Genomic DNA, 25,364 nt, shown 5'->3' on the forward strand with positions numbered 1-25,364 from the left:
ACCGGGAACGATGGATTCCTTTATCCCGGACTCACGTGCTACAACAGGTCTAAACCACTGAGTGGTGTAGACCAGATTGCGGGCCGTCCCCCCTTCCCCCCGAGCGCCCGCCTCACCTGGAGGAATCCGATGAGTAAGAGCGCCAAGGCGGCAAAGACGGCGCCTGATGACGCCGCGCCGGAGAAGAAGAAGTTCGGCTCCGGCGCCATGGCCGTCGCGCAGCGCATCGGCCGCAGCCTGATGCTGCCGGTCGCGGTGCTGCCCGCGGCCGCGCTGATGGTCCGCCTGGGCCAGGACGACATGCTGGGCCGGAAGTCCTTCCCGGAGTTCCTGAACAAGATCGCCGAGTTCATGTCCGCCGGTGGCGGCGCCATCCTCGACAACATGGCGCTGCTGTTCGCCGTCGGTGTCGCGATCGGCTACGCCAAGAAGTCGGACGGCTCCACCGCGCTGGCCGCCGTCGCCGGTTACCTGGTCTTCCAGAAGGTGCTGGGCACCTTCACGGACGGCAGCCTGCCGAAGAAGGAGGCCGTGGTCGACCACAAGGTCGCCATGGTGGAACAGGCGGTCGACGCCAAGGTCCTCGGCGGCATCGTGATGGGCCTCGTGGTCGCGCTGCTCTACCAGCGCTTCTACCGCACCAAGCTGCCGGACTGGGCGGGCTTCTTCGGCGGCCGCCGCCTCGTCCCGATCCTGTCGTCCTTCGCGGGCCTCCTCATAGGTGTGGCCTTCGGCTACATCTGGCCGGTGCTGGGCACGGGTCTGCACAACTTCGGTGAGTGGCTGGTCGGCTCCGGCGCGGTCGGCGCGGGCATCTTCGGTGTCGCCAACCGCGCGCTGATCCCGATCGGCATGCACCACCTGCTGAACTCCTTCCCGTGGTTCCAGGCCGGTTCCTACGACGGCCCCAAGGGCACCGTCAACGGCGACATCGCGCGCTTCCTCGCGGGCGACCCGAACGCCGGCCAGTTCATGACCGGCTTCTTCCCGATCATGATGTTCGCGCTGCCGGCCGCCTGCCTGGCGATCGTGCACTGCGCCCGCCCCGAGAACCGCAAGGTCGTCGGCGGCATGATGTTCTCGCTCGCGCTCACCGCCTTCGTCACCGGCGTGACCGAGCCGATCGAGTTCACGTTCATGTTCATCGCCCCGGTGCTGTACGCGATCCACGCGGTGCTGACCGGTGTCTCGATGGCCCTGACCTGGGCGCTCGGCATGAAGGACGGCTTCGGCTTCTCGGCCGGCGCGATCGACTTCCTGCTCAACCTCGGCATCGCGTCCAAGCCGTGGCTGCTGGCGCTGGTGGGTCTGTGCTTCGCGGCGGTCTACTACGTGGTCTTCCGCTTCGCCATCATCAAGTTCGATCTGAAGACGCCGGGCCGCGAATCCGAGGAGGAAGCGGCCGAGCTCAAGGCCTGACACTCCCCCGGGAAATCCCGGAATTGAGAATCAACGAGAAGGGCCCCTGGAATCCCATGGATTCCAGGGGCCCTTCTCGTTATTGCCTTTTAAAGGCCATTACCTCGGCTAAATTTCGTAGACGGCGCCCGTCTGTGCCAGCTCGACCGGTCCGGCATAGGCGGCCCGTGCGTCGCGGAGGTTCGTCAGCGGGTCCGTCCACGGCGGGATATGGGTGAGCACCAGCCGCCCGACGCCGGCGCGGGCGGCGTGTTCGCCGGCCTCGCGGCCGTTGAGGTGGAGGTCGGGGATGTCCTCCTTGCCGTGGGTGAACGACGCCTCGCACAACAGCAGGTCGGCGCCCACGGAGAGCTCGTGGAGGGCCTGGCAGGGGCCGGTGTCGCCGGAGTAGACGAGCGCGCTGCCGTTGTGCTCGACCCGGAACGCGAACGCCTCGACGGGGTGGCGGACCCGGTCCGTGCGGACGGTGAGCGGGCCGAGGGTGAAGCTGCCCGGCTTCAGGGTGCGGAAGTCGAAGACCTCCGCCATGCAGCTCTCGTCGGGCACGTCGCCGTAGGCGGTGGTGAGCCGCCGCTCGGTGCCCTCCGGGCCGTGGACGGGGATGGCCTCCGCCCTGCCGCCCTCGTGCCGGTAGTAGCGGGCGACGAAATAGCCGCACATGTCGATGCAGTGGTCGGGGTGCAGATGCGACAGCAGGATGGCGTCGAGGTCGTAGAGACCGACGTGGCGCTGCAATTCGCCGAGGGCGCCGTTGCCCATGTCGAGGAGCAGCCGGAAGCCGTCGGCCTCTACGAGGTAGCTCGAGCAGGGTGATTCCGTGGACGGGAACGACCCCGAGCATCCGACGACGGTGAGCTTCATGCGGGCCTGAACCTCCGTGGGCTGGTTACGGGGGGCCATGCGGTCCGTCGAGCGTAAGGCGCGAAGTCGGCGGTCGCTCCTCCGCGAGGTTCGGTTGTGGTTGAAGTCACCGGTACGGACGCGTATGCCGCGGGGCGGCGGTGTCGAGACTACTCCCGGCCAGGCTGTTCCCGCCCCTGCCCGGCGGGCGGCTCCGCGCCCGCCGGGCAGGCGCCGTCAGGCCCAGAGTTCGCCGTGCAGGGCGGCGACGGCCTCTTCGTCGGTGGCCGCGGTGTAGACGCCGGTGGAGAGGTATTTCCAGCCGCCGTCGGCGACGATGAAGACGATGTCGGCGCGCTCCCCGGCCCGTTCGGCCCTGCGGGCCACCCCGAGCGCCGCGTGCAGGGCGGCGCCGGTGGAGACCCCGGCGAAGATGCCCTCCTCGGCGAGGAGTTGCCGGGTGCGGCGGACGGCGTCCTCGGAGCCGACGGAGAAGCGCGTGGTGAGCACGGACTCGTCGTAGAGCTCGGGCACGAAGCCCTCGTCGAGGTTGCGCAGCCCGTAGACGAGGTCGTCGTAGCGGGGCTCGGCGGCCACGATCCGTACGCCGGGGACGTGCTCGCGCAGGTAGCGGCCGGCGCCCATGAGGGTGCCGGTGGTGCCGAGGCCGGCGACGAAGTGGGTGATCTCGGGGAGGTCCGCGAGGATCTCGGGGCCCGTGGTCGCGTAGTGCGCGCCCGCGTTGTCGGGGTTGCCGTACTGGTAGAGCATCACCCAGTCGGGGTGCTCGGCGGCCAGCTCCTTGGCCATCCGCACGGCGGTGTTGGAGCCGCCCGCGGCGGGCGAGGGGATGATCTCCGCGCCCCACATGGCGAGCAGCTGACGGCGCTCCTCGCTGGTGTTCTCCGGCATGACGCAGACGATGCGGTATCCCTTGAGGCGGGCCGCCATGGCCAGCGAGATGCCGGTGTTGCCGGAGGTGGGCTCCAGGATGGTGCAGCCGGGGCTGAGCCGGCCCGCCCGCTCGGCCTGCTCGATCATGTGCAGGGCGGGCCGGTCCTTGACCGAGCCGGTGGGGTTGCGGTCCTCCAGCTTGGCCCAGATCCGGACGGTGTCGGACGGGGAGAGCCGCGGCAGGCGGACGAGCGGGGTGTTGCCGACCGCTGCCAGCGGGCTGTCGTAGCGCACGGAGGTCCCGCCGCTCAGACCATGCCGCCGGCGACCGCCGGGAGGATGGTGACGCTGTCGCCGTCGCCGAGCTCGGTGGCGATGCCCGCGAGGAAGCGGACGTCCTCGTCGTTGAGGTAGACGTTGACGAAGCGGCGCAGTTCGCCCGACTCGTCGACCAGGCGCTCGCGGATGCCGGGGTGGCGGGCGTCGAGGCCCTTGAAGAGCTCGTCGATCGTGGCGCCTTCGCCCTCGACGGCCTTCTTGCCGTCGGTGTAGGTGCGGAGGATGGTCGGGATGCGGACCTCGATGGCCATGGGTGTGCTCCTGTCGGAGTGCGGGGAGGGGCGGCGGCGACGGGAAGGCGTGCGCGCCGCGGGGGTCACGCGGCGGCGCCGCGCGGACACAGCGCACCGGCGAGCCGGCACAGGTCGACGTGGAGCCGCGCCGTGAGCAGCGTGCTGCCCGGCGTCCTGTCGCTCACGTTGTCGGCAACCATGGGCGCATCGTATCGATTCCCTGTGCGCGCCCCGGAAGTTCGTCCCGGCATACGGACCTCACGGTCTCAGTAGGCAGTCACGACGCGGACCTCCTCCTCGGTCACCTCGCCGTCGACGATGCGGAAGGAGCGGAACTGGAAGAGTCCGGCGTCGTCGGTGTCGGCGGTGGAGACGAGGACGTAGTGGGCGCCGGGCTCGCCGGCGTAGCTGATGTCCGTGCGGGAGGGGTGGGCCTCGGTGGCGGTGTGCGAGTGGTAGATGACGACGGGTTCCTCGTCTCGGTCGTCCATCTCGCGGTAGAGCTTCAGCAGGTCGGCCGAGTCGAACTCGTAGAAGGTGGGCGAGCGGGCCGCGTTGAGCATGGGGACGAACCGCTCGGGCCGGCCGCTGCCGGCCGGACCCGCGACCACGCCGCACGCCTCGTCGGGGTGGTCGGCGCGGGCGTGGGCGACGATCCGGTCGTGGAGGTCCTGGGTGATGGTCAGCATGGGGGCAAGGATAAGCACCGGGGCCCGGCCGTACCTGGGGGAGGTACGGGCGGGCCCCGGTGCTTGCGAGCGGTGGTGTCAGGCCACGGGCTCGGCCTCGGCGCGGGTGGCCTCGGCGAGCTGCGCGTAGTGCTCGGGGGACTTGCGGACGAACGCCTGCGGGTTGCGGCGCTTGAGGCCGTAGTAGGAGACGACCATGAGGGCGGCCCAGATCGGGGCGCAGTAGAGCGAGACCCGGGAGTCCTTGTCGATGCCCATCAGCACGATCACCATGAAGATGAAGGCGAGCGCGAAGAGGCTGGTCCAGGGTGCGCCGGGCGCCTTGAACTCGGACTGCGGCAGGACGCCCGCGTTCGCCAGCCGGCGGTAGCGGAGCTGGGCGACGAGGATCATGATCCAGGCCCACATGCCGGAGATGGTGGCGAAGGAGACGACGTAGGTGAACGCCTGGCCGGGCCACTGGTAGTTGATCCAGACGCCGACGAGCATCAGCGCGGCGGAGACGGTGGTGCCGCGCAGCGGCAGGCCGTTCTTGGTGAGCTGGGCGAAGAACTTCGGGCCCTGGCCGTTGAGCGCGAGGTCGCGCAGCATGCGGCCGGTGGAGTACATCCCGGAGTTGCAGGAGGACAGCGCCGCGGTGAGGACGACGAAGTTGACGATGCCCGCGCCCGCGGGGAGGCCGATCTTCTCGAAGGCCGCCACGAAGGGGCTGACGCCGGGCATGAACTCGGTCCACGGGACGACGGCCAGGATGATGATGAGCGCGCCGATGTAGAAGACCGCGATCCGCCACGGGACGGTGTTGATCGCCTTGGGGAGCGTCTTCTTGGGGTCCTTGGCCTCGCCCGCGGTGACGCCGACGAGCTCGACGGCGAGGAAGGCGAACATCACGATCTGCAACGTCATCAGGGTGCTCTTGATGCCGTTGGGGAAGAAGCCGTGGTGCGACCAGAGGTTGGTGAAGGTGGCGGTGTCACCGGCGTTGGAGAAGCCGAGGGTGATGACGCCGAGGCCGATCAGGATCATGCCGATGATGGCGGTGACCTTGACCATGGAGAACCAGAACTCCAGCTCGCCGAAGAGCTTCACGGAGATCAGGTTGGCGAAGTAGAGGACGACCGTGAAGCCGAGGGCGGAGGCCCACTGGGGGATGCTGCCCTTGGACCAGAAGTTCACATAGGTCGCGGCCGCGGTGACCTCGGTGATGCCGGTGACGACCCAGAAGAGCCAGTACGTCCAGCCGGTCACATAGCCCCAGAAGGGGCCGAGGAATTCGCGGGCGTAGTCGGAGAAGGAGCCCGAGACCGGGCGGTACATGAGCAGCTCGCCGAGCGCGCGCATGATGAAGAAGATGACGAGGCCGGCTATCGCATAGGCCAGGATCAGGCTGGGTCCGGCCTTGTGGATGGCCGTGCCCGCGCCGAGAAACAGGCCGGTGCCGATGGCTCCGCCGATGGCGATCATTTGAATCTGCCGGTTGCCCAGTCCCCGCTGGTAACCCTCGGAAGCGTCCTGTCCGCTTCCGTCCTGCCGTGCGGCCTCCGCGTTGGCGGTGCGGTCCGCGACCTGCTCAGAGGTCATGGTGGTGCGCCTTTCTCCATACCGGTCCGATCAATTCGGACCGGGTCCAGATCCCCCCGGATGGAGTCCTGCATGCCGACGGTCGGCCGGCGAAGCGCTCCCGCCGCGACATGGGTGGCGTCGCGGAGGCAGGTCGTGAAGATTTATCACGTGGCGCAATGAGATCGTCTACCCGCGTGTGGCCGAGGCCACATTTAAAGTAGGACAAAAGTAAAAAGGCCGCCCATTGGCGGCCACTACGGTAACTCGATCGTTATCCGGAATTGAGCGTTCGCTGAGCGAACACCCCTCAAGGGGTGTTCGCATTCCGGACGGAATCGCGGGGTCCGCGGGAGGGCCCCGCGGGCGCCCCCGTCAGGGCATCAGCGCCTCGACGAGGGTCTCCTGCAGGCCCCCCAGCCAGAGGTACGCCATGACCATCGGCTTGCGCGGGTCCTCGTCCGGCAGCCGGAAGAGCGCGTCGCTGTCGCCCTCGTCGCCGATTTCCAGCCGGGTGCCGATGGCGAGGCGCAGGTCGTTGAGCGCGCCCAGCCACTGGCGGCAGTCCTCGGGCGAGAGCCGCAGCACCGCGCCCCGGTCCCCGCCGACGGTCAGCGAGTCCAGCGAGCGGACGACGCCGAGGGCGTCCTCGCGCTTGCGGGCCCGCAGGTCGTTCTCCGTGTAGCGACGGAATTCGGCCGCGTGCGCGCGCTCCTGCGGATCCTGGTGGGCACCCGGCTCACCGTACGCATCGGGGAAGAGCCGGGCGAGGGCGGGGTCGGTGGGCGGCTCGCTGGGGCCCTCCGCGAAGAGCCGGGCGAGCGGGTCGGCGTCGTCCGGGCCGTGCCCGTCCCCCGGCCCGACGAGCTCCAGCAGCTGCACGGCGAGGCTGCGCAGGATGGAGATCTCGACCTCGTCCAGGGCGACGGCGGCCCCGCCGCCCGCGAGCGGCTCGAAGTGCCCGGCCATCAGCGGTCCTGCGACAGGGTCGCCCACAGGCCGTATCCGTGCATCGCCTGCACGTCACGCTCCATTTCCTCGCGGCTGCCGCTGGAAACGGTGGCGCGGCCCTTCTCATGGACGTCGAGCATCAGCCTGTGTGCCTTGTCCTTGGGATATCCGAAGTAGGCCTGGAAGACATACGTCACATAACTCATAAGGTTGACGGGGTCGTTGTGAACCAACGTGACCCAGGGAACGTCGGGCTCCGCCACCGCGTAGGGCGCCTCGCTCGACTCGGGACGTTCGATCTCAACAGGGGCAACACTCACGCCTCCCATGCTGCCACTCACGCCCGGCCGCCGCACAAACGGGTCCCGGCAAACAGCCCTCCTAGAAATCGTCAGACTGACGAGTATTCGCGGTAGCATCATCGCGAAGGAGCAGGACGGAAATGCGAGGTAGGGCGAAGTGAACGCTGCGGACCTGGGACTGCCGGTGGCTGTGCCGTCGACGTCCCTCTTCACCGACCGTTACGAACTCACGATGCTGCAGGCCGCGCTGCGGGCCGGGACGGCCGACCGCCGCTCGGTGTTCGAGGTCTTCACCCGCCGGCTGCCCGAGGGCCGCCGCTACGGCGTCGTGGCGGGCACCGGCCGGGTCCTGGACGCCGTGGAGAACTTCCGCTTCGACGCGGACGTCCTGGGGTTCCTGGCCGACCGGGGCATCGTGGACGAGCCCACGCTCGCCTGGCTGGCCGACTTCCGCTTCCGCGGCGACATCTGGGGCTACCCCGAGGGCGAGGTCTACTTCCCCGGCTCGCCGGTCATGCGGGTCGAGGGCAGCTTCGCCGAGGCGGTGCTGCTGGAGACGGTGATCCTGTCGATCCTCAACCACGACTCCGCGGTCGCCGCCGCGGCCTCCCGGATGTCGGCCGCCGCGGGCGGCCGGCCGCTGATCGAGATGGGCGCGCGGCGCACCCACGAGCTGGCGGCCGTCGCCGCCGCCCGCGCCGCCTACGTGGGCGGCTTCGCCAGCACCTCCGACCTGGCGGCAGGCTTCCGATACAACATTCCGACGGTGGGCACCAGTGCGCATGCCTTCACGCTGCTGCACGACAGCGAGCGGGACGCCTTCACCGCACAGGTCGACTCGCTCGGCGGGGGCACCACCCTTCTGGTGGACACCTTCGACGTGACCGAGGCCGTCAAGACGGCCGTGGAGATCGCGGGCCCGGAGCTGGGCGCGGTGCGGATCGACTCCGGCGACCTGCTGCTGCTCGCCTACCGGGTGCGGCAGCAGCTCGACGCCCTGGGCGCCTTCCAGACGAAGATCGTCGTGACCAGCGACCTCGACGAGTACGCCATCGCCTCGCTGGCCGCGGCCCCCGTGGACGCCTACGGCGTGGGCACCCAGCTGGTGACCGGCAGCGGGCACCCCACCTGCTCGATGGTCTACAAGCTGGTGGCCCGCGCGGACTCCGGCGGGCCGGACGCCGAGCTGCGGCCGGTGGCGAAGAAGTCGATGGGCGGCAAGACCTCCATCGGCGGCCGCAAGTGGGCGGCCCGCCGCCTCGACGCGGACGGCGTGGCCGAGGCCGAGGTCGTGGGCACCGGCCCGGTACCGGCGGAGCTCGCGGACCGGCAGCTGCTCGTGGAGCTCGTACGGGACGGCAAGGCCGTCGCCCGGGAGCCCCTGGACGCGGCCCGCGACCGGCACAAGGCCGCGCGGGCGGGGCTGCCGATGTCGGCCGGCCAGCTCTCCCGCGGCGAGCCCGTGCTGCCCACGGAGTACGTCTGACGGGCGGGTCCGGCGGGCTGACCTGGGCGCGCCGGTCCGGGTGCGCGGCCCGGGTGCGCCGAGACCCCCTCCCAATACGCCACGGGAGTCACTACCCTCGGTCACAGCGACTTGATCCGCACTGTCGGCCGAGGGCCTTTCACAAAGGATCCGCACTATGCAGCGTGCACTGATCATCGTCGACGTGCAGAACGACTTCTGCGAGGGCGGCAGCCTCGCGGTGGCCGGCGGGGCCGACGTGGCCGCCGCCATCACCGATCTCGTCGGTGAGGCCGCCCCGGGCTATCGGCACATCGTCGCGACGCGCGACCACCACATAGATCCCGGCGATCACTTCTCCGACCATCCGGACTTCGAGCACACCTGGCCGGTGCACTGCGTGGCCGGCACGGAGGGCAGCGGCTTCCATCCGAACGTCGCGCCCGTCATCGCCTCCGGCGCCATAGAGGCCGTCTTCGACAAGGGTGCCTACGCGGCGGCGTACAGCGGCTTCGAGGGCACCGACGAGAACGGCACGACGCTCGGCGACTGGCTGCGCGAGCGCGGCGTGACCGAGGTCGACGTCGTCGGCATCGCCACGGACCACTGCGTACGGGCCACCGCGCTGGACGCGCGGGCGGAGGGCTTCGCGACGCACGTCCTGCTGGACCTGACGGCGGGGGTCGCCCCCCACACGACGGAGAAGGCACTGGAGGAGCTGCGGTCGGCGGGCGTGGAGCTCAGCGGCAAACCGGTGGTCTCCGGCGGGTGAGCCGCACTAGGCCGCGCCTGCGCGGCGGCGAGGGAAGAGAGTGGCTATCGGGTGCCAGGACTCCCGGTCGTCATCGAGCGTCGCCCGCCAGACCAGCCCGTCCGGGTGGTGCAGCACGGCGGTTATCTCGTCCGGCGTGGGCGGCTCGCTGTTGCCCCGGAGGTAGACCGCCCGCAGGCCGAGGTTGCGCAGGCGGGTGAGCGCCCGCGCGCGGTTCGCCGCGTGGACCAGGACCCGCACACGCCCGCCGGCCGGTGCGCGGCCGCCAGGCGGACTCGGCAGTGACAGGGCGACGACCACGCTGCCGCCCGGCAGCTTCATGAACCCGCCACCCGCCATCCGCGCCACCTCTCCCCCGCCTGTGTCAATAAGGGCGTCACGACAGTCATCTAAACGCGATCGGCCGCCGCCCGCTAGAGGGCGACGGCCGATACGTCTCTGACCTGCGAAAACGAGGTTTACGAGGGGGTTACTTGGTGGACGGGCCCACCTGGATCGTCATCGTGGAGCCGTTCAGCGCCTCGGTGAGGATGCGGATCCGGGTGTTGGTGTCAGTAACCTGCACCCCGCCCGTCGGGTTGCTCTCGTCGTAGTACGACCCCTTGTGGTCGTCGAAGACCGGGGTGCCGAGCTTGCCCTTGACGCGGGTGGCGACGCCGTCGTTGTGCACGGTGTAGCCCTGCGCCGGGAACCAGCTGAACGTCGAGTCGTACGCCTGGAAGCGGTTGCGCATCAGCGAGCCGTCCGCCCACTTCTCCGCCTTCGGGTGGGCGTCGACCGGCAGGATGCGGCCGGTGCCCGGGTGCAGGCCGACGTTGTTGTCGGGCTGCGAGGTGTCCCACTTCCAGATCAACAGGCCCTTCTGGTACGGGAAGTGCTCGACCCAGCCAGGCTTGGTGCTCTTCCAGCCGAAGTTGTACGGGCCGACCTTGAGGGTCTGGTCGTACGACACGTACTGGCGGTTCTCGGCGATGTAGTACTGCGGGTACTCCTTGGTGAAGGACTCACCGATGCGCGAGAAGCCGTTCGCGGTCCAGCCGTTGTCGTCGCCCTCGGCACCGTCCGTGAAGAGGGTCGCGCCGTCGGCGGTGAGGCTGATGGCGTCGGCGGTGAAGCCCTTGCCGGAGGTGCCGCCGTCCGTCTGGTAGCGGAAGCGCAGGTCGATCTTCTTGCCCGCGTAGGCGTCCAGCGGGTACGCCAGCCTCTTGTACGCGCCGGAGGTGCCGGTCAGCGCGGGCCGGTCGCCGCCGTCCCGGGTGATGGACTTGCCGTCGGCGGTGCCGTCCAGCGGGGTCCAGTCGGCGCCGCCGTCGGTGGAGACCTCCGCGTAGAGGTAGTCGTAGTTGGCCTCGATGTCCCACCAGCCCGACAGGTCCAGCTGCGCCTTGGACTTGCCCGTGAGGTCGACGCTGCGGGTCAGGGTGTTCTTCAGGTCGTCGCCCTGGCCGCCCCACCACTGCTTGCCGCCCTCGGCGGGCTTCACCACGTCGGTCCTGACGGCCTTGTTCGGCAGGTCGACGACGAGCGCCTGCTTGTCCTTGGTGTTGTACTCCGCCACGCCCAGCTTGTGCGTCGACTTCGTCGCCGCCTTCGCCTTGTCGTAGTTGAGCCAGCCGAGCTGGAGCTTGTCCCAGGCGCTCATGTCGCCGGGGAGATCGCCGATGGAGTCCTTGCCGGTGCCGAGCCAGGAGCCCGACGACATCAACGACCAGTAGTCGACGGAGGATTCGCCCTTGCCCGTGGTGTCGTACTCGTCGGGCAGGCCCAGGTCGTGGCCGTACTCGTGGGCGAAGACGCCGAGGCCGCCGTTCTCCGGCTGCATGGTGTAGTCGCCGACCCAGACGCCGGTGTCACCGATCTGGGTGCCGCCGGCCTTGTTGTTCGCCGGGCCGGTCCTGCCCGCGTCGGAGCCGTAGGCGTACCAGCGGTGGGCCCAGATGGCGTCGGTCTTCTGCGCGCCGCCGCCGGCCGACTCGTCCTCGCCGGCGTGCACGATCTGGAAGTGGTCGATGTAGCCGTCGGGCTCGTTGAAGTTGCCGTTGTGGTTGTAGTCGTTGCGGTCCCACTGGTCGTACTGCGCGAGCGTCGCCTTGATGTCGGCGTCGCTGCGGCCCGCGGCCTTCTGGTCCTCGACCCACTTGTTGACGGCGTCGCGCACCAGGTCCCAGGCGCTGGGGCAGTTGGTGGAGCCGCAGTAGTTGGACCCGTAACGGGCCTCGTTCCACGGGACCCTGACCCAGTCCGACACCTGGCCGTCGACCGAGTAGCGGCCCGAGGACTGCTTCTCGTAGTACTTGGCGAGGGACTCCTTCTTCTTGTCGTGCGAGAAGTAGAGGTCCTGGTAGTGCTGGCGGTTGTAGTCCTTCTGCCAGGCCGTGCTGTTGTCCTTCGCACGGTCCGGCTGGGCTATCCGGTTGTGCGCCGGGCCGGGGGTGCCGCCGTACTTCTTCACGGGCGGCTTGGGGCCGTCCGGCCCGTCCGGGTCGTACATCGTGGTGTCGTCGACCTTGTCGCCGAAGTCCACCAGGATCGTGAAGATCTTGTCGGTCTTCTGCCGGGCCAGCTCGACGTACTTGCCCTTGCCCAGCTGGACGACCTGCGAGCCGCCCCGCTGCTCGGTCTTCGCCTCCCCGGCCAGCACCTTGTCGATGGCCGCCTTGCGCTGCGCCTCGTTCTTCTTGCTGAAGGGGCCCTTGAGATCGTGCTCGACGCCCTGCTTGACCTGCGCCGGGTCATGGCGCTCGACGGCGGCGGGCCGGTCGGACCCTGCCGCTCCGGTCGCGCTCGCCACCTGTGCCGAAAGAGTCGCCGCGCCCAGCGCGACGACCGTGGCCACGGCGGCGGATCTGACGACCCTCCGTTGGCTGCTCTTCACTTGTGCCTGACCTCCCCAGTAACAACCGTGGAGGTATTTGACAGGAAACACACAGGAAAAGACAGATCTTGACTGAGGTCGCCAACAGCAAGTACGTTACGCGATCTTTAAGTTGCGGATTTCGGACATCAACGGGCGCGACCATCTCACCTGTTGGACAGGCGCGTGTCCGTGTGCGCCCCCCGTGCTCCAAGACCGTGGATTAGGTCACGCTTACCAGCAGTTCCACTCGGGCAGACAGGTCCGTAGAGTCGTTTTGGTGTACGCACCAGTCGGCTCCGCACCCCACACATTGCCCCGAGGACGGATCCCGCCATGCCGCGTCCGACCCCCGCACAGATAGCCTATGGTTCGGCCACCGTCGTCATCTCGACCCTCGCCATGCTGCTGCTGTCGCAGACGCGAACAGGGCCCGGGATCGCGGTCATTGCCCTTGTCGCCCTGACGCTCGGACTGCTGGTCGCCGTGACCGTGCCGATGCCCCGGACGTCCCTCCGCGCCAGGGTCCGCAGGACCCGCGCGGCCGGGGCGGAGCGGGTGCCGGGACAGCGCGCACCACTTCCGGCCGAGGCCCGGATGAGCGAGCACTCACTGCGCGGTTGAGACCACCACGGTCTTGGCCGCTTTGTCGTGAATGCATTGGTGATATGGCATGTCCCACGTGCACCACAACACATTGACCAGCCAGAAGACGAAGCCACAGCAGGGCACGACTTCGGGCAGGGAGTAGACGGCGGCGCGCGTCCAACCCGGTGTGCCTTCGGGGACCGCGCCGTTCTCCAGCATCGCGACCCGGATGTGCATGGCCATCTTGCCGACGGTCTGACCGCGCGTGGTCAGCATCAGCCCTTCGTAGACGAAGTAGACGACGGCGATGATGATGCCGAGGCTGGTCGACTTGCCGTTGTTGTTCGCCAGGTCCCAGTCCCAGCCCCAGGTGGCCGCCGAGAAGACGGCGCTGACCGGGATGGACACGAGCAGACCGTCGATGATCCGGGCGACGAGCCGCCGCCAGCGGGCCGCGAGCGGCGGCATGCCCGCGAGCGGGTCGGTGGCGCCGGACTGGTCGCCGTAGGGATTGCCGGGCCCGCCGCCGGGGGCACCGGCGCCGCCGTACGGGTCACCGCCGTACGGACCGCCGGAGGGCGGCACCCCGCCTGAGGCGCTGCCGTACGGACCGCCGCCCGGCGCACCCGCACCCGGGCCGCCGTAGGGCCCGCCGCCCGGCGTGGCTCCCTGGCCGGGGCCCGGGCCGCCGGAGGACGGCGGCTCGGACGGCTTCTTCAGGAACGGGTCGTCCTCTGGCGGCTCTCCGGTGCTCATGCCCCGAGTAGAACCCACCGCCCCGGAGGCCGCATCCGGCCGTATGCCGTTCGAGTGCAGTGGCGCGCCGGGCGCTCAGCGGCTGTTGGCCGCCACGAACGTACGGGCCGCCTTGTCGTGCCAGCACTGCCGCCAGGGCCGGTCGAACAGGCACCACAGCGCGTTGAGGACGCCGACGGCCAGCACGCCCAGCACGCCGTAGACCAGCCAGCGCCGCACGGCCTGGCCGAAGGAGGGGGTGTCGTGCGACTCGATGCCCAGCACCCGCACACCGCACAGCTTCTTGCCCACCGTGCGACCCCACTTGGCGGTCGGCAGCGCCTCGTAGACCAGCCCGGCCACCAGCAGGACGGCGAGCACGATACCGAGATACGGGCCGGTGGTGCCGTCGAGCAGCCAGACCGTCACCGTCTGCCCGGACTGCTTGGCCTGCCGCACCTTGGTGTCGATGTGGTCGGCCGCCTTGTTCCACAGCGGCACGGCCACGGCACCCACGACAGCGCCCAGCACGGCCGAGTCGACGAGGCGCGCCAGGAGGCGACGGCCGAGCGGGGCGGGCCGGCCCTGCTCCTGCGCGGCACGCAGGAACGGGTCGTCCTTGGGCGGCTTCCAGGGCGCGGGGGCCTCGCCGCCCCGCGGCGCCGTGCCCGCCCGGGGCTGCGCCCGGTCGGCGGGCTTCTGCTGCGCCAACTGGTGCACCTGCTGCGCCCAGCCGCCGGAAGCGGGCCGCTCGGCCGCGGGGGCGGGCAGCGCGTGCCGCTCGGGGACGGGCGGCAGGACGGGCGCCTCCCGCCCGGGGCGCGGCTGCCGGTCGCGGGAGGCGTCCCGCAGGGCCTCCTGGGCGCGCGGCGGCGCCTCCTGCGGGCGGGGCGCCCCGTCGCCGCGGCGGTCGGGCCACGGCTGGGGCGCGGGCGAGGAGACGGGCTGCGGGCTCGCGGACGCGCGCAGCTGGATCGTCCCGCCGGGCCGGGCACCGGAGCCCGCGGCGGGCGGGGCCTCGCTCCGCGCGGACGGCGGGCCGTCCGGCGTACGGGCCTCCTGGCCCGCGGGGACGCGGGGGTCGCGGGCGGCCGGGATCATCGGTCCGCTCGCGTCGTCCCAAGGGGCGCGGGCGCCACGTCGGGCAATACCGTCGCCGGTACGCGGATCCGCCGCTTCCGCACGGGCCTCCCGCAGGGCGGGCTCCTCGTCCAGGAACATCGGCCCGGTCTCCTCCGGCAGCGGCCCGCCCGGCGGCGTGGACTCCGGACGCCCCGGGGTGGGCGGCACGGGCGCGGCGAGCGCGGGCGCCGGCGCGGTGGCGAAGCCGGTGGGCGGTGCGGGCAGCGGCTCGCCCTCGGCGGGCGCGGGCCGGCTCGTGCCGGGCACCCAGGCGGTGCCGCTCCAGTACCGGATATAGCCAGGAATGGACGGGTCCGGGTAGAAGCCCTCCACAGGGCTGCTGTCGGCGGATCCTGAGGTAGGAGCGCTCATGGTGTCCGATGTCCCGTATCTGCTCGGCCGTGCTGGGTGTCGTGTCGTGGGCGGGCGGCTGGCGGACCCTCAGTCTGCCGCACGCGCGTCACGTCCTGTGCGCTGCTCCGGTACCTCGTGACCTCAATGCACAAAAGGCAACCCGGGGCGCTCGGGACAGGTCTACCAGACGGCTCTCTCCTCTGCGGCCGTCCCGCGGGCGGGACCACTCACACGTGCGACCGGTGGGCGTGAGAAGTTCGGGAATCGATAGTGCGAAGTCGCGTAATGGTGTGGGGGTCGACGCGCTCTATCCGGTGCGGGCCCGTTCGCGAGGGGCCACGCACCGAGGAACGCAGAGCAGAGAGGGCGCACTTCATGCACACCGTGGTGGAACGAGAGCTGGAGATCGACCTGGTGCTGTCGCCGGACCGCACCATTCCGGTGCCTTGTCGGCTGAGCTATCGCACGGCCGACCCGTACGCCGTCAACATCACCTTCCACGTCACCTCCGACTCCCCCGTGAGCTGGACCTTCGCGCGCGACCTGCTGATGGAGGGCCTCTTCCGCCCGGCGGGGCACGGGGACGTACGGGTGTGGCCGACGGTGGCGGAGGGGCGCAATGTCGTCTGCATGGCGCTGTCGTCGCCGGACGGGGACGCGCTGCTCGAAGCGTCGGCGCGGGCGGTCACGGGGTGGCTGGAACGAACGCTCCGGGCGGTGGCGCCGGGTTCCGAACCGGAGCGGCTGGCTCTGGACGAGGCGCTGCGCGAGCTCCTGGGGGCGTGACCGGGGCCCCGGGAGGGGCTTGATGCGCCGCGCGTCAGCACGGTTCGGGGTCCGGGGCGGAGCCCCGGGAAACGGACGTCTGCCCTAGGTGTGAAAGCGCCGCGCCCGGAGGGCTAGAGCACCTTGCCCGGGTTCAGGATGCCCAGGGGGTCGAGGACGGACTTGATGCCGCGCTGGACCTCCATCGCCACCGGCCCGAGCTCCCGCGCCAGCCACTCCCGCTTGAGGACACCCACCCCGTGCTCCCCGGTGATCGTGCCGCCCAGCGAAAGACCCAGCGCCATGATCTCGTCGAAGGACTCCCGCGCGCGCCGCGCCTCGTCCTCGTCGGCGGGGTCGAAGCAGACGACGGGGTGGGTGTTGCCGTCGCCGGCGTGGGCGCAGACGCCGATGGTCAGGCCGTACTTCTCGGCGATGGCGGCCGTGCCGTCGAGCATCGCGGCGAGCCGCGAGCGGGGTACGCACACGTCGTCGATCATCGTGGCGGCCTTGAGCGCCTCCAGGGCGGGCAGGGTGAGCCGCCGTGCCTGGAGCAGCAGTTCGGACTCGGCGGGCGAGTCGGCGGGTACGACCTCCGTCGCCCCGGCGGCGGTGCACAGCTCGGCGACGGCGGCCAGGTCGGGCGCGGGGTCGGGGGTGTCGAAGGCGGCGAGGAGCAGGGCGGCCGTGCTCTCGGGGAGGCCCATGTGGGCCATGGCGTTGACGGCCTGGAGCGAGGTGCGGTCCATCAGCTCCAGCAGCGAGGGCGCATGCCCGCGGGCCATGATCTCGCGGACCGCGTCGCAGGCGGCCGCGGTGGAGGGGAACTCCGCGGCGAGCACGAGCTGTTGGGGCGGCGCGGGCTTCAGGGCGAGGACGGCCTTGACGACCACGCCGAGGCTGCCCTCGGAGCCGACGAAGAGGCGGGTGAGGTCGTAGCCGGCGACGCCCTTGGCCGTGCGGCGGCCGGTGGTCAGCAGCCGTCCGTCGGCGAGTACGACGTCGAGGCCGAGGACGTACTCGGCGGTCACGCCGTACTTCACGCAGCAGAGGCCGCCGGAGGCGGTGCCGATGTTGCCGCCGATGGTGCACTGTTCCCAACTGGACGGGTCGGGCGGGTAGTAGAGGCCCTGTTCGGCGACGGCGCGGGAGAGCACGGCGTTGACGACGCCGGGTTCGACGACGGCGATCCGCTCGACGGGGTCGATCTCCAGGATCCGGTCCATCTTCACGAGCGACAGCACGATGCAGCCGTCACTGGCGTTGGCCGCGCCGGAGAGTCCGGTGCGGGCGCCCTGCGGGACGACGGGGACGCGTCTCGCTGTCGCGGTGCGCATGATGTGTTGCACGTGCTCGACGGTGCGGGGGAGCACGACGACGGCGGGTCGTCCGGCTTCGCAGAAGCTGGCCATGTCGTGGGCGTAGCTTCGGGTGATCTCGGGGTCGGTGATGACCGCTTCCGCGGGGAGCGCTGCGCGCAGCGCGCCGATGAGTTCGTCCATAGCGGGTTTGTTCCCCAGCCCCGCCCCTTCCCGAAACTGGGGGCACGCCCCCAGCCCCCCGGAAGGCGCGCCCCGCTACGGGGCGACGAGCACCTGGTACCCCGAACCGGTCAGAGGTTCCCCCTCTTCTCCTGCTCCCTCTCGATCGCCTCGAAGAGGGCCTTGAAGTTGCCCTTGCCGAAGCCCATCGAGCCGTGGCGTTCGATCATTTCGAAGAAGACGGTCGGGCGGTCCTGCACCGGCTTGGTGAAGATCTGGAGCAGGTAGCCGTCCTCGTCGCGGTCGACGAGGATCTTCAGTTCGCGCAGGGTGTCGACGGGGACGCGGGTCTCGCCCGCCCAGTCGCCGAGCGTGTCGTAGTAGGAGTCGGGCGTGTCCAGGAACTGGACTCCGGCCGCCCGCATGGCCCGTACGGTCGCGACGATGTCGTTCGTGGCGAGCGCGATGTGCTGCACGCCGGGGCCGCCGTAGAACTCCAGGTACTCGTCGATCTGCGACTTCTTCTTGGCGATCGCGGGCTCGTTCAGCGGGAACTTCACCTTGCGGGTGCCGTCCGCGACGACCTTCGACATGAGCGCGGAGTACTCGGTGGCGATGTCGTCGCCCACGAACTCCTTCATGTTGGTGAAGCCCATGACGTTGTTGTAGAAGGCGACCCACTCGTCCATCTTGCCGAGTTCGACGTTGCCCACACAGTGGTCGATGGCCTGGAAGCGGCGCGGGCCGGGCTCGACGACCGGCTCCACCGTCTCGAAGCCGGGGAGGTAGAGGCCGGTGTAGCGGGAGCGGTCGACCAGGGTGTGGACGGTCTGGCCGTAGGTGGCGATGGTGGCGAGGACGACCGTGCCGTGCTCGTCGTTGAGCTCGTACGGCTCCTTGACGCCGGTGGCGCCGTGCTCGACGGCGTAGGCGTACGCGGCACGCGCGTCCGGCACCTCGATGGACAGGTCCACGACGCCGTCGCCGTGCTCGGCTACGTGCGCGGCGAGGAAGCGGCCGTGGTCGGTGGCCGCCTTGATGACAGAGGTGAAGACAAAGCGGGCGCTGCCGGACTCCAGCACGTAACTCGCGGTCTCGCGGCTGCCGTTCTCCGGTCCGGAGTAGGCGACGCGCTTCATCCCGAAGGCGGTGGAGTAGTAGTGCGCGGCCTGCTTGGCGTTGCCGACGGCGAAGACCACCGCGTCCATCCCCTTGACCGGGAAGGGGTCGGCCTGCCGAGCGGTGTGAAGGGTGTGATCCGTGGTCTGTGTCATGGCCGCAGGTTCCCGCCGATCCACAAGGTGCGCAATAGTTCGCGTATTCACTGGGCAGGATGCATAGCATACGCACGGTAACGCCGGGCGTTCTGTACACGATGACCACAGGGAGGCGGCCATGGCGATCGATCGTTTGGACGGCAGGCTCATCGAGCTGCTCGCCGAGGAACCGCGCATCGGGGTGCTGGAGGCCTCTCGCCGCCTGGGAGTCGCGCGCGGTACCGTGCAGGCGAGGCTCGACCGCTTGCAGGCTCAGGGGGTGATCCGGGGGTTCGGGCCCGACGTGGACCCGGCGGCGCTCGGTTATCCCGTCACCGCCTTCGCGACGCTGGAGATCAAACAGGGGCAGGGCGCGGACGTGCGGACCCATCTGGCGACGGTCCCGGAGGTGCTCGAGCTGCACACCACGACCGGTCACGGGGACATGCTCTGCCGCCTGGTCGCGCGCTCGAACGCCGACCTCCAGCGTGTGATCGACCGGGTTGTGGGTTTTGATGGCATTGTCCGGGCTTCCACGGCGATCGTGATGGAGAACGCGGTTCCCCTGCGGATCATCCCTCTGGTGAAACAGGCGTCGGAGGACCCGTACCGGCCCTGACGCGGCTTTTCGGCGACGACTCTCCCGGCGACGGCACACGGCGATGGCGAGGAGTGAGCGGGTGAGCTTCTGGAGATATGTCGGCAACCGGCACGACCAGCTGCTGGCCGATACGTATCAGCACGCGAGCGCCGTCTTCCAGTGCATGGTGGTGGCCACCCTGATCGGGGTGACGATCGGCGTGCTCACCTACCGCAGCGAGTGGGCCGGCGACCTCGCGGTCACCGCGACCGCGACGCTGCTGACCATCCCCTCCCTGGCCCTGATCGGCCTGCTGATCCCGCTCACGGGGCTGGGCGTCGCGCCCACGGTCACCGCCCTGGTGCTCTACGGGCTGCTGCCGATCGTCCGCAACGCGATCGTGGGGCTGCGCGGGGTGGATCCCTCGCTGGTCGACGCGGCGAAGGGCATCGGCATGTCGAGGCTCGCCCGGCTGTTCCGGGTCGAGCTGCCGCTCGCCTGGCCGCCGATCCTCACCGGCATCCGGGTCGCCACCCAGATGCTGATGGGGATCGCCGCGATCGCCGCGTACGCCTCAGGGCCCGGCCTCGGCAACGAGATCTTCCGCGGCATCTCCTCGCTGGGCAGCGCCAACGCGCTCAACCAGGTGCTGGCCGGAACGCTCGGCATCGTCGTACTCGCCCTGCTCTTCGACGCCGCGTACGTACTGATCGGGCGGCTGACCATCCCGAGGGGGATCCGTGCCTGAGCCCGGACCGGCCCCCTCCGCGGCCGGCGCGCCCTCGGGCGCCACCATCCGGCTGGAGAACCTCACCAAGCGCTATCCGGGCACCTCTGCGCCCGCCGTCGACTGCGTCAACATGGAGATCAAGGCCGGTGAGCTGGTGGTCTTCGTCGGCCCTTCCGGCTGCGGCAAGACCACCACCATGAAGATGATCAACCGTCTGATCGAGCCGACGTCCGGCCGGATCCGGATCGACGACGAGGACGTCACCGACATGGACCCGGTCAAGCTGCGCCGCAAGATCGGGTACGCCATCCAGTCGTCCGGCCTGTTCCCGCACATGACCGTCGCGCAGAACATCGCGCTCGTGCCGAGGATGACCGGCTGGTCCAAGGCGCGCATCGCCGCCCGGGTGGAGGAGATGCTCGACCTGGTCGGGCTGGACCCCGGCGAGTTCCGGAGCCGCTATCCGCGCCAGCTCTCCGGCGGCCAGCAGCAGCGCGTCGGGGTCGCCCGCGCGCTGGCCGCCGACCCGCCCGTCCTCCTGATGGACGAACCCTTCGGCGCCGTCGACCCGATCACCCGCGACCACCTCCAGGACGAGCTGATCCGGCTCCAGCACGAGCTGCACAAGACGATCGTCTTCGTCACCCACGACTTCGACGAGGCCATCAAGCTCGGCGACCGGATCGCGGTGCTCCGCGAGCGCTCGCACATCGCCCAGTTCGACACCCCGGAGGCCATCCTCACCAACCCCGCCGACGACTTCGTCTCCGGCTTCGTCGGCGCGGGCGCGGCGCTCAAGCGGCTCAACCTCACCCGCGTGCGGGACGTGGGCGTGGTCGCCTTCCCCACCGCGACCATCGACGACCCGCTGCAGTCCATCTTCGACAAGCTGCGCACCGGCACGACCAACGAGGTGCTGCTCCTCGACCGGCACCGCCGCCCGTACAAGTGGCTGCGCCGCGGCGACCTGATGCGCGCCAAGGGCTCACTGGCACGGGCCGGCACGCTGGTGCACGACACGGTCACCCGCGACGCGACGCTGCGCGACGCGCTGGAGGCGGTCCTCATCGACAACGCCGGGCGGGTGGCGGTGACCGGGCGGCGCGGGGAGTACGAGGGGGTGGTCGACATGGAGACCCTCATGAACTCCGTGCACGAACTCCTGGAGGAGGACCGGCTGGACGCCGTGGAACACCAGCACCGTCTGGAGGAACAGCGCGCCCAGCAGACCCGCCAGGAACAGGAGGGCGGAACGCCGGGCGAGCCGGGGGAATCGGAGTGAGGGCGCGGCGGGCCCGCCCGGTGGCAGGCGTGCGGGGGAGGGCCGCATGACGTGGCGCGGACAGCCGCGGCGGCCGCCCCGCGGGGAGCGGCCCGCCGGGGAGCACGAGGTGCGCGGGGTCGCGTTCCGCGACCTCGGCGGGCTCGACGACCCGGCCCTCGACCACGGCGACCGCACCGGCGGCCCGGGCGGAGGGCGGCCGCCGGACGACACCGACGCCGCCGACCACAGCCGGCGCCTCACCTGGCCGAAACTGACCGTCCTCCCGGTGATCGTCTTCGCCGTCCTGTTCGCCACCTGGCTCTGGTTCCAGGGCGCTGACCTCGACTCCATCGCCCGCAACTCGATCGCGGGCGGCAACGTCTGGCTGCGGCTGCGCCAGCACATCGTGCTCACCGTCGTCTCGACCTTCTTCGTCCTGATCATCGCCATCCCGCTCGGCATCCTGCTGACCCGCCGCCGGGTGCGCCGCGCCGCGCCCGTGGTCATGGCCGTCGCCAACATCGGCCAGGCCACCCCCGCGATCGGCCTACTGGCGCTGCTGGTGATCTGGATGGGCATCGGGATGCGCGCCGCGCTCGTCGGCATCGTGATCTACGCCGTGCTGCCCGTGCTGGCCAACACCATGGCGGGCCTGCGGGCCATCGACCCGACGCTGGTGGAGGCCGCGCGCGGCATCGGCATGTCCGCGCTCGGCGTGCTGGGCAGGGTCGAACTCCCGCTGGCCGTACCGCTGATCCTCGCGGGCGTGCGCACCGCGCTCGTCCTCAACGTCGGCACGGCGACGCTCGCCTACTTCGGCGGGGGCGGCGGGCTCGGCGACCTGATCGCCTCCGGCATCACCAACCAGCGGATGTCGGTCCTGGTCCTGGGGTCCGTGCTGACCGTGGCGCTGGCGCTGGTCGTGGACTGGCTGGCGTCACTGGCCGAGATCCTGCTGAGGCCGCGCGGCCTGGAGGGAGGTGGCTGAGGTGAGGGCGACAACACGGCGGACGGGCCTCGCGGCGGCGGCACTCGGCTGCGCGCTGCTGCTCCCCCTCACGCTCGGCGGCTGCGGGCTGACCAGCGGCTCCCCGATGGTCGACGACGTGCGGCCCGGCTCGATCGGCCGGGGCCTGCCGCTCAAGGGCGCGAACCTGACCGTCGCGTCGAAGAACTTCAGCGAGAACATCATCCTCGGCCAGATCATGGGCCTCGCCTTCAAGGCGGCGGGCGCGCGCGTCCTCGACCGCACCAACATCCAGGGCTCGATCGGCGCGCGCGAGGCGGTCAAGTCCGGTGGCGCGGACGGGATGTACGAGTACACCGGCACGGCCTGGATCACCTACCTCGGCCACGACACCCCGATCACCGACCCGCACGCCCAGTGGCAGGCCGTCGTGGACGCCGACGCGAAGAACGGCATCACCTGGCTCGCCCCCGCCGCGCTCAACAACACCTACGCGCTGGCGCTGAACCAGGCGAACGAGAAGCGGTACGGCACGCGCACCCTCTCGGACGTCGCCCGGCTCTCGAAGAGCGACCCGGCGGCCGTGTCGCTGTGCGTGGAGAGCGAGTTCGCGGCGCGCAACGACGGGCTGCCGGGGATGGCGAAGAGGTACGGCATGGACATCCCCGCCTCCCGGATCCAGAAGATGGACGGCGGGATCATCTACACCCAGGTCTCGGGCGGCGGGTCCTGCACGTTCGGCGAGGTCTTCACGACGGACGGCCGGATCAAGGCCATGGACCTCGTCGTCACCCAGGACGACAAGCACTTCTTCCCCAACTACAACGCGGCGCCGGAGATCAACGGTGCCGCGATGCGGAAGTATCCGGCGATCAGGGAGGTGCTGGACCCGATCACGGCGAAGCTGACGAACGATGTGGCGCGCGAGCTCAATGCCCGGGTGGATGTGGAGGGCAAGGACCCGCATGACGTGGCGAAGGACTGGCTGGTGAGCGAGGGTTTCATCCGGAATGGGTGACGGTCCGCTGCCGCCTGCGGCGGGAGCGGCCTACGGCCGCGTCCTCAATCGCCGGACGGGCTGAATTCAGCCCGTCCGGCGATTGAGGACAAGCGGCGCAGCCGCTTCGGGGTCTGGGGCGAAGCCCCAGTTCGGGAAGGGGCGGGGTGGGGAAAAGGGCCTGCCGCAGGCGCCTCAGCAGGTGGGGATCTTGTCCTCGCGGCCGGACGCCAAGTCCTTCAACGACGTCACCGCATCCGTCAGCCGTTCCACCGGCACCAGCCGCAACCCCTTCGGCAGATTCGCCGACGCGTCCGAGCACTCACCCCGCGGCACCAGGAACACCGTCGCCCCGTCCCGCTTCGCCGCCAGCGTCTTCAGGGGGACACCCCCGACCGCGCCCACCGTCCCGTCCGGTTCGATCGTGCCGGTGCCCGCGATCGTCCGGCCACCGGTGAGGTCGCCGCCGCGCCCGTCGCCGTCGAGCTTGTCGATGATGCCGAGGGTGAAGAGCAGGCCGGCGCTCGGGCCGCCGATGTCGGCGAGGCTGAGGCCGACCTTCACCTGGTCGGGGGACTTGTGGAGATAGCGCAGGGCCGCTTCGGAGGCGGCGTCCTGCGACTTGCGCATCTCGGCGTTGTTGTGCGCCTCGACCTCCTTGTCGGAGTTGCCGACCGGGTAGACGGAGTCGTGCGGCATGACCGCGCGGTCCGTACGGAACCAGCCACTGATCACCTCGCGCAGGCTCACGTCCACGCGCGGTCCAGTGGCCTGGATCGTGGTCATCCGCAGCTGCCCGGTGGTCCGCCGGCTCTCGGCCCCGCCGAGGGTGATCACCGGCTTGCCCTCGTCCGTCCCCAGCACATTCACGGTCGTACCGGGCTGCGCGATGGCGAAGGGCAGGGGTACGAACGCGGCGACGGCGAGCAGGGCGACGAAGGGTGCGGCGCAGATCGCCAGGCGTGCGCGGGTGCTGGTCGGAGCAAGCATGCGACCGAATCTACCTGGCGTCCGGGTGCCGCTCACCGACCCGGGACTCCGCCCCGGACCCCGAACCGCGCTGACGCGCGGTGTCCTCAAGCGCCGGACGGGCTGGATTTGCCGCACGTGCTCGTCACCCTGCGGCCCGTCGTCCCGTCCGGCGACCGAGGATCAGCGCAGCGCGTCCGCCACCTCCTTCGCCGCCTCCATGACGCGCGGGCCCACCCGGTCCGGGATCGAGTCGGAGAGCATCACCACGCCGACGCTCCCCTCGATGCCGAGAACGCCGAGCAGCGGCGCCGCCGCCCCGCTCGCCCCCGCCTCCAGCTCGCCGTGCGTCAGCGCGTACCCCGGGTCGTCCGCCTCGCCGCGGCGCGCGGCGAGTATGGCCCGGCCCGCGGCCCCGCGGTCCAGCGGGTGGCGGAAACCCGCGCGGTAGGCCACGTGGTAGTCCGTCCACGTCGGCTCGACGACGGCCACGGCCAGGGCCTCGGTGCCGTCGACCAGGGTCAGGTGGGCCGTGGCGCCGATGTCCTCGGCCAGCGACCGCAGCGCGGGCAGGGCCGCCTCCCGTACCAGCGGATGGACCTGGCGGCCGAGCCGCAGCACCCCCAGTCCGACCCGTGCGCGACCGCCGATGTCGCGGCGTACGAGTGCGTGCTGTTCCAGTGTGGCGAGCAGTCGATAGACAACCGTCCGGTTGACGCCGAGCTTGGTGGAGAGCTCGGTGACGGTCAGACCGTGATCGGTGTCGGCGAGCAGTTTCAGGACACGCAGTCCTCTGTCGAGCGTCTGCGAGGTTTCCGCGGTCACGACGCCCCTCCTCCGATGAGTGGCGGCCCTCATCGCGGTGGGATGCGCTGCCGGTCCCGTCCGGCAGCGCGCGAGGAGAGGCCGCCGGCCGCTTGTCGCATGGCACCGGCTGCGCTCCGCGGCGGCGCTGCCACGGGGCGTGTGCGTGACCGGCACCGTAGCGCCGCCGGTCCGCTCAGCGGAAGAGTCTGCCCAACATCCGGTCACGGTGGGCCGGATTTACGAATACCGGTGGGTGGATTCCGGCATGCGGACGCGCGTGCGTCGTCGGCTGCGGGCCGTCCGCGCCTGCGGCGGGCTTTTCCCCAGCCCCGCCCCTTCCCGACACCGGGGCTCTGCCGCTGAATTCAGCCCGTCCGGCGTTTGAGGACGCGGCCGCAGGCCGCTCCCGCCGCCGGGGGCACCCCCGGACG

Annotated in this window: 26 protein-coding genes; 10 read left to right on the forward strand and 16 right to left on the reverse strand. The window is 70.6% G+C overall.

Annotation, left to right across the window (positions count from 1 at the left end):
- The first annotated feature begins 129 nt into the window (after nt 1–129).
- Entirely contained in the window at nt 130–1,419 is a 1,290-nt protein-coding gene (locus DXZ73_RS17960) for a PTS transporter subunit EIIC (protein ID WP_116212010.1), read from the forward strand.
- 108 nt (nt 1,420–1,527) lie between these two features.
- Here the strand turns inward: DXZ73_RS17960 and DXZ73_RS17965 are convergent, their stop codons facing one another.
- The 8 genes from DXZ73_RS17965 to clpS all read right to left on the reverse strand — a co-directional run bounded on the left by DXZ73_RS17965 (nt 1,528) and on the right by clpS (nt 7,254).
- Entirely contained in the window at nt 1,528–2,280 is a 753-nt protein-coding gene (locus tag DXZ73_RS17965; RefSeq protein ID WP_116212011.1) for an MBL fold metallo-hydrolase, read from the reverse strand.
- A gap of 216 nt (nt 2,281–2,496) precedes the next feature.
- Complete coding sequence (locus DXZ73_RS17970; RefSeq protein WP_116212012.1) at nt 2,497–3,447, reverse strand: PLP-dependent cysteine synthase family protein; 951 nt, start codon at nt 3,445–3,447, stop codon at nt 2,497–2,499.
- A gap of 14 nt (nt 3,448–3,461) precedes the next feature.
- On the reverse strand, nt 3,462–3,743 hold the full coding sequence (locus DXZ73_RS17975; RefSeq protein WP_116212013.1) for a MoaD/ThiS family protein: 282 nt from the start codon (nt 3,741–3,743) through the stop codon (nt 3,462–3,464).
- Nucleotides 3,744–3,808: 65 nt separating this feature from the next.
- The gene (locus tag DXZ73_RS40295) at nt 3,809–3,925 is read right to left on the reverse strand and encodes a putative leader peptide (protein ID WP_338059126.1); all 117 of its coding nucleotides are present in this window, start codon (nt 3,923–3,925) and stop codon (nt 3,809–3,811) included.
- 66 nt (nt 3,926–3,991) lie between these two features.
- Nucleotides 3,992–4,414, reverse strand: coding sequence for a Mov34/MPN/PAD-1 family protein (locus DXZ73_RS17980; protein WP_116212014.1), 423 nt, complete (start codon nt 4,412–4,414; stop codon nt 3,992–3,994).
- Nucleotides 4,415–4,492: 78 nt separating this feature from the next.
- Entirely contained in the window at nt 4,493–5,995 is a 1,503-nt protein-coding gene (locus DXZ73_RS17985) for an amino acid permease (protein ID WP_116212015.1), read from the reverse strand.
- Between the two features lie 354 nt (nt 5,996–6,349).
- The gene (locus tag DXZ73_RS17990; RefSeq protein WP_116212016.1) at nt 6,350–6,943 is read right to left on the reverse strand and encodes a DUF2017 domain-containing protein; all 594 of its coding nucleotides are present in this window, start codon (nt 6,941–6,943) and stop codon (nt 6,350–6,352) included.
- Nucleotides 6,943–7,254: an ATP-dependent Clp protease adapter ClpS gene (gene clpS / locus DXZ73_RS17995; protein WP_116212017.1), complete on the reverse strand. Its 312-nt coding sequence runs from the start codon at nt 7,252–7,254 to the stop codon at nt 6,943–6,945. The genes DXZ73_RS17990 and clpS overlap by 1 nt, the downstream gene beginning before the upstream one ends.
- Before the next feature lie 130 nt (nt 7,255–7,384).
- Between clpS and DXZ73_RS18000 the strand changes: the two genes are divergently transcribed.
- Both DXZ73_RS18000 and DXZ73_RS18005 read left to right on the forward strand, forming a co-directional pair.
- Complete coding sequence (locus DXZ73_RS18000; protein ID WP_116212018.1) at nt 7,385–8,713, forward strand: nicotinate phosphoribosyltransferase; 1,329 nt, start codon at nt 7,385–7,387, stop codon at nt 8,711–8,713.
- Between the two features lie 157 nt (nt 8,714–8,870).
- Entirely contained in the window at nt 8,871–9,464 is a 594-nt protein-coding gene (locus DXZ73_RS18005) for an isochorismatase family protein (protein ID WP_116212019.1), read from the forward strand.
- Nucleotides 9,465–9,470: 6 nt separating this feature from the next.
- Here DXZ73_RS18005 and DXZ73_RS18010 read toward each other — a convergent pair whose 3' ends face one another.
- Both DXZ73_RS18010 and DXZ73_RS18015 read right to left on the reverse strand, forming a co-directional pair.
- Complete coding sequence (locus DXZ73_RS18010) at nt 9,471–9,803, reverse strand: hypothetical protein (protein ID WP_116212020.1); 333 nt, start codon at nt 9,801–9,803, stop codon at nt 9,471–9,473.
- A gap of 130 nt (nt 9,804–9,933) precedes the next feature.
- Nucleotides 9,934–12,339, reverse strand: a complete 2,406-nt coding sequence (locus DXZ73_RS18015) for an immune inhibitor A domain-containing protein (protein ID WP_116212021.1) — start codon at nt 12,337–12,339, stop codon at nt 9,934–9,936.
- A 315-nt stretch (nt 12,340–12,654) separates the two neighbouring features.
- Here DXZ73_RS18015 and DXZ73_RS18020 point away from each other — a divergent pair, with 315 nt between their 5' ends.
- Nucleotides 12,655–12,942 (forward strand): hypothetical protein, encoded by a 288-nt coding sequence (locus tag DXZ73_RS18020; protein WP_116212022.1) that lies wholly within the window; start codon nt 12,655–12,657, stop codon nt 12,940–12,942.
- Here the strand turns inward: DXZ73_RS18020 and DXZ73_RS18025 are convergent.
- Nucleotides 12,928–13,662, reverse strand: a complete 735-nt coding sequence (locus DXZ73_RS18025) for an RDD family protein (RefSeq protein WP_116212023.1) — start codon at nt 13,660–13,662, stop codon at nt 12,928–12,930. The two genes, DXZ73_RS18020 and DXZ73_RS18025, sit on opposite strands and share 15 nt — an antisense overlap.
- Before the next feature lie 75 nt (nt 13,663–13,737).
- Entirely contained in the window at nt 13,738–15,135 is a 1,398-nt protein-coding gene (locus tag DXZ73_RS18030) for an RDD family protein (RefSeq protein ID WP_116212024.1), read from the reverse strand.
- A 357-nt stretch (nt 15,136–15,492) separates the two neighbouring features.
- Here DXZ73_RS18030 and DXZ73_RS18035 point away from each other — a divergent pair, with 357 nt between their 5' ends.
- Nucleotides 15,493–15,903, forward strand: a complete 411-nt coding sequence (locus DXZ73_RS18035; RefSeq protein WP_116212025.1) for an SsgA family sporulation/cell division regulator — start codon at nt 15,493–15,495, stop codon at nt 15,901–15,903.
- Between the two features lie 113 nt (nt 15,904–16,016).
- Here DXZ73_RS18035 and DXZ73_RS18040 read toward each other — a convergent pair whose 3' ends face one another.
- Both DXZ73_RS18040 and hppD read right to left on the reverse strand, forming a co-directional pair.
- Nucleotides 16,017–17,384: an FAD-binding oxidoreductase gene (locus tag DXZ73_RS18040; RefSeq protein WP_116212026.1), complete on the reverse strand. Its 1,368-nt coding sequence runs from the start codon at nt 17,382–17,384 to the stop codon at nt 16,017–16,019.
- 110 nt (nt 17,385–17,494) lie between these two features.
- Nucleotides 17,495–18,637, reverse strand: coding sequence for a 4-hydroxyphenylpyruvate dioxygenase (hppD, locus tag DXZ73_RS18045; RefSeq protein WP_116212027.1), 1,143 nt, complete (start codon nt 18,635–18,637; stop codon nt 17,495–17,497).
- Between the two features lie 121 nt (nt 18,638–18,758).
- On the opposite strand from hppD, the gene DXZ73_RS18050 reads away from it, so the two are divergent.
- From DXZ73_RS18050 to DXZ73_RS18070, 5 genes are all read left to right on the forward strand, one after another.
- On the forward strand, nt 18,759–19,238 hold the full coding sequence (locus DXZ73_RS18050) for an Lrp/AsnC family transcriptional regulator (protein WP_116212028.1): 480 nt from the start codon (nt 18,759–18,761) through the stop codon (nt 19,236–19,238).
- Nucleotides 19,239–19,299: 61 nt separating this feature from the next.
- Complete coding sequence (locus DXZ73_RS18055) at nt 19,300–19,947, forward strand: ABC transporter permease (RefSeq protein ID WP_116212029.1); 648 nt, start codon at nt 19,300–19,302, stop codon at nt 19,945–19,947.
- Nucleotides 19,940–21,211: an ABC transporter ATP-binding protein gene (locus tag DXZ73_RS18060; RefSeq protein WP_116212030.1), complete on the forward strand. Its 1,272-nt coding sequence runs from the start codon at nt 19,940–19,942 to the stop codon at nt 21,209–21,211. Before DXZ73_RS18055 ends, DXZ73_RS18060 begins: the two co-directional genes overlap by 8 nt.
- Before the next feature lie 46 nt (nt 21,212–21,257).
- Complete coding sequence (locus DXZ73_RS18065) at nt 21,258–22,181, forward strand: ABC transporter permease (RefSeq protein ID WP_116212031.1); 924 nt, start codon at nt 21,258–21,260, stop codon at nt 22,179–22,181.
- A 106-nt stretch (nt 22,182–22,287) separates the two neighbouring features.
- A complete protein-coding gene (locus DXZ73_RS18070; RefSeq protein ID WP_116215680.1) occupies nt 22,288–23,178 on the forward strand; it encodes a glycine betaine ABC transporter substrate-binding protein in 891 nt (296 codons plus the stop codon).
- Between the two features lie 174 nt (nt 23,179–23,352).
- On the opposite strand, the gene DXZ73_RS18075 is transcribed toward DXZ73_RS18070, so the two are convergent.
- Both DXZ73_RS18075 and DXZ73_RS18080 read right to left on the reverse strand, forming a co-directional pair.
- Entirely contained in the window at nt 23,353–24,147 is a 795-nt protein-coding gene (locus DXZ73_RS18075; RefSeq protein ID WP_116212032.1) for a YlbL family protein, read from the reverse strand.
- Between the two features lie 162 nt (nt 24,148–24,309).
- Nucleotides 24,310–24,951: an IclR family transcriptional regulator gene (locus DXZ73_RS18080; RefSeq protein WP_116212033.1), complete on the reverse strand. Its 642-nt coding sequence runs from the start codon at nt 24,949–24,951 to the stop codon at nt 24,310–24,312.
- Nucleotides 24,952–25,364 lie beyond the last annotated feature (413 nt).

The sequence above is a fragment of the Streptoverticillium olivoreticuli subsp. olivoreticuli genome, from assembly GCF_003391135.1.
In the GTDB taxonomy this organism is placed as follows: Bacteria; Actinomycetota; Actinomycetes; order Streptomycetales; family Streptomycetaceae; genus Streptomyces; species Streptomyces blastmyceticus.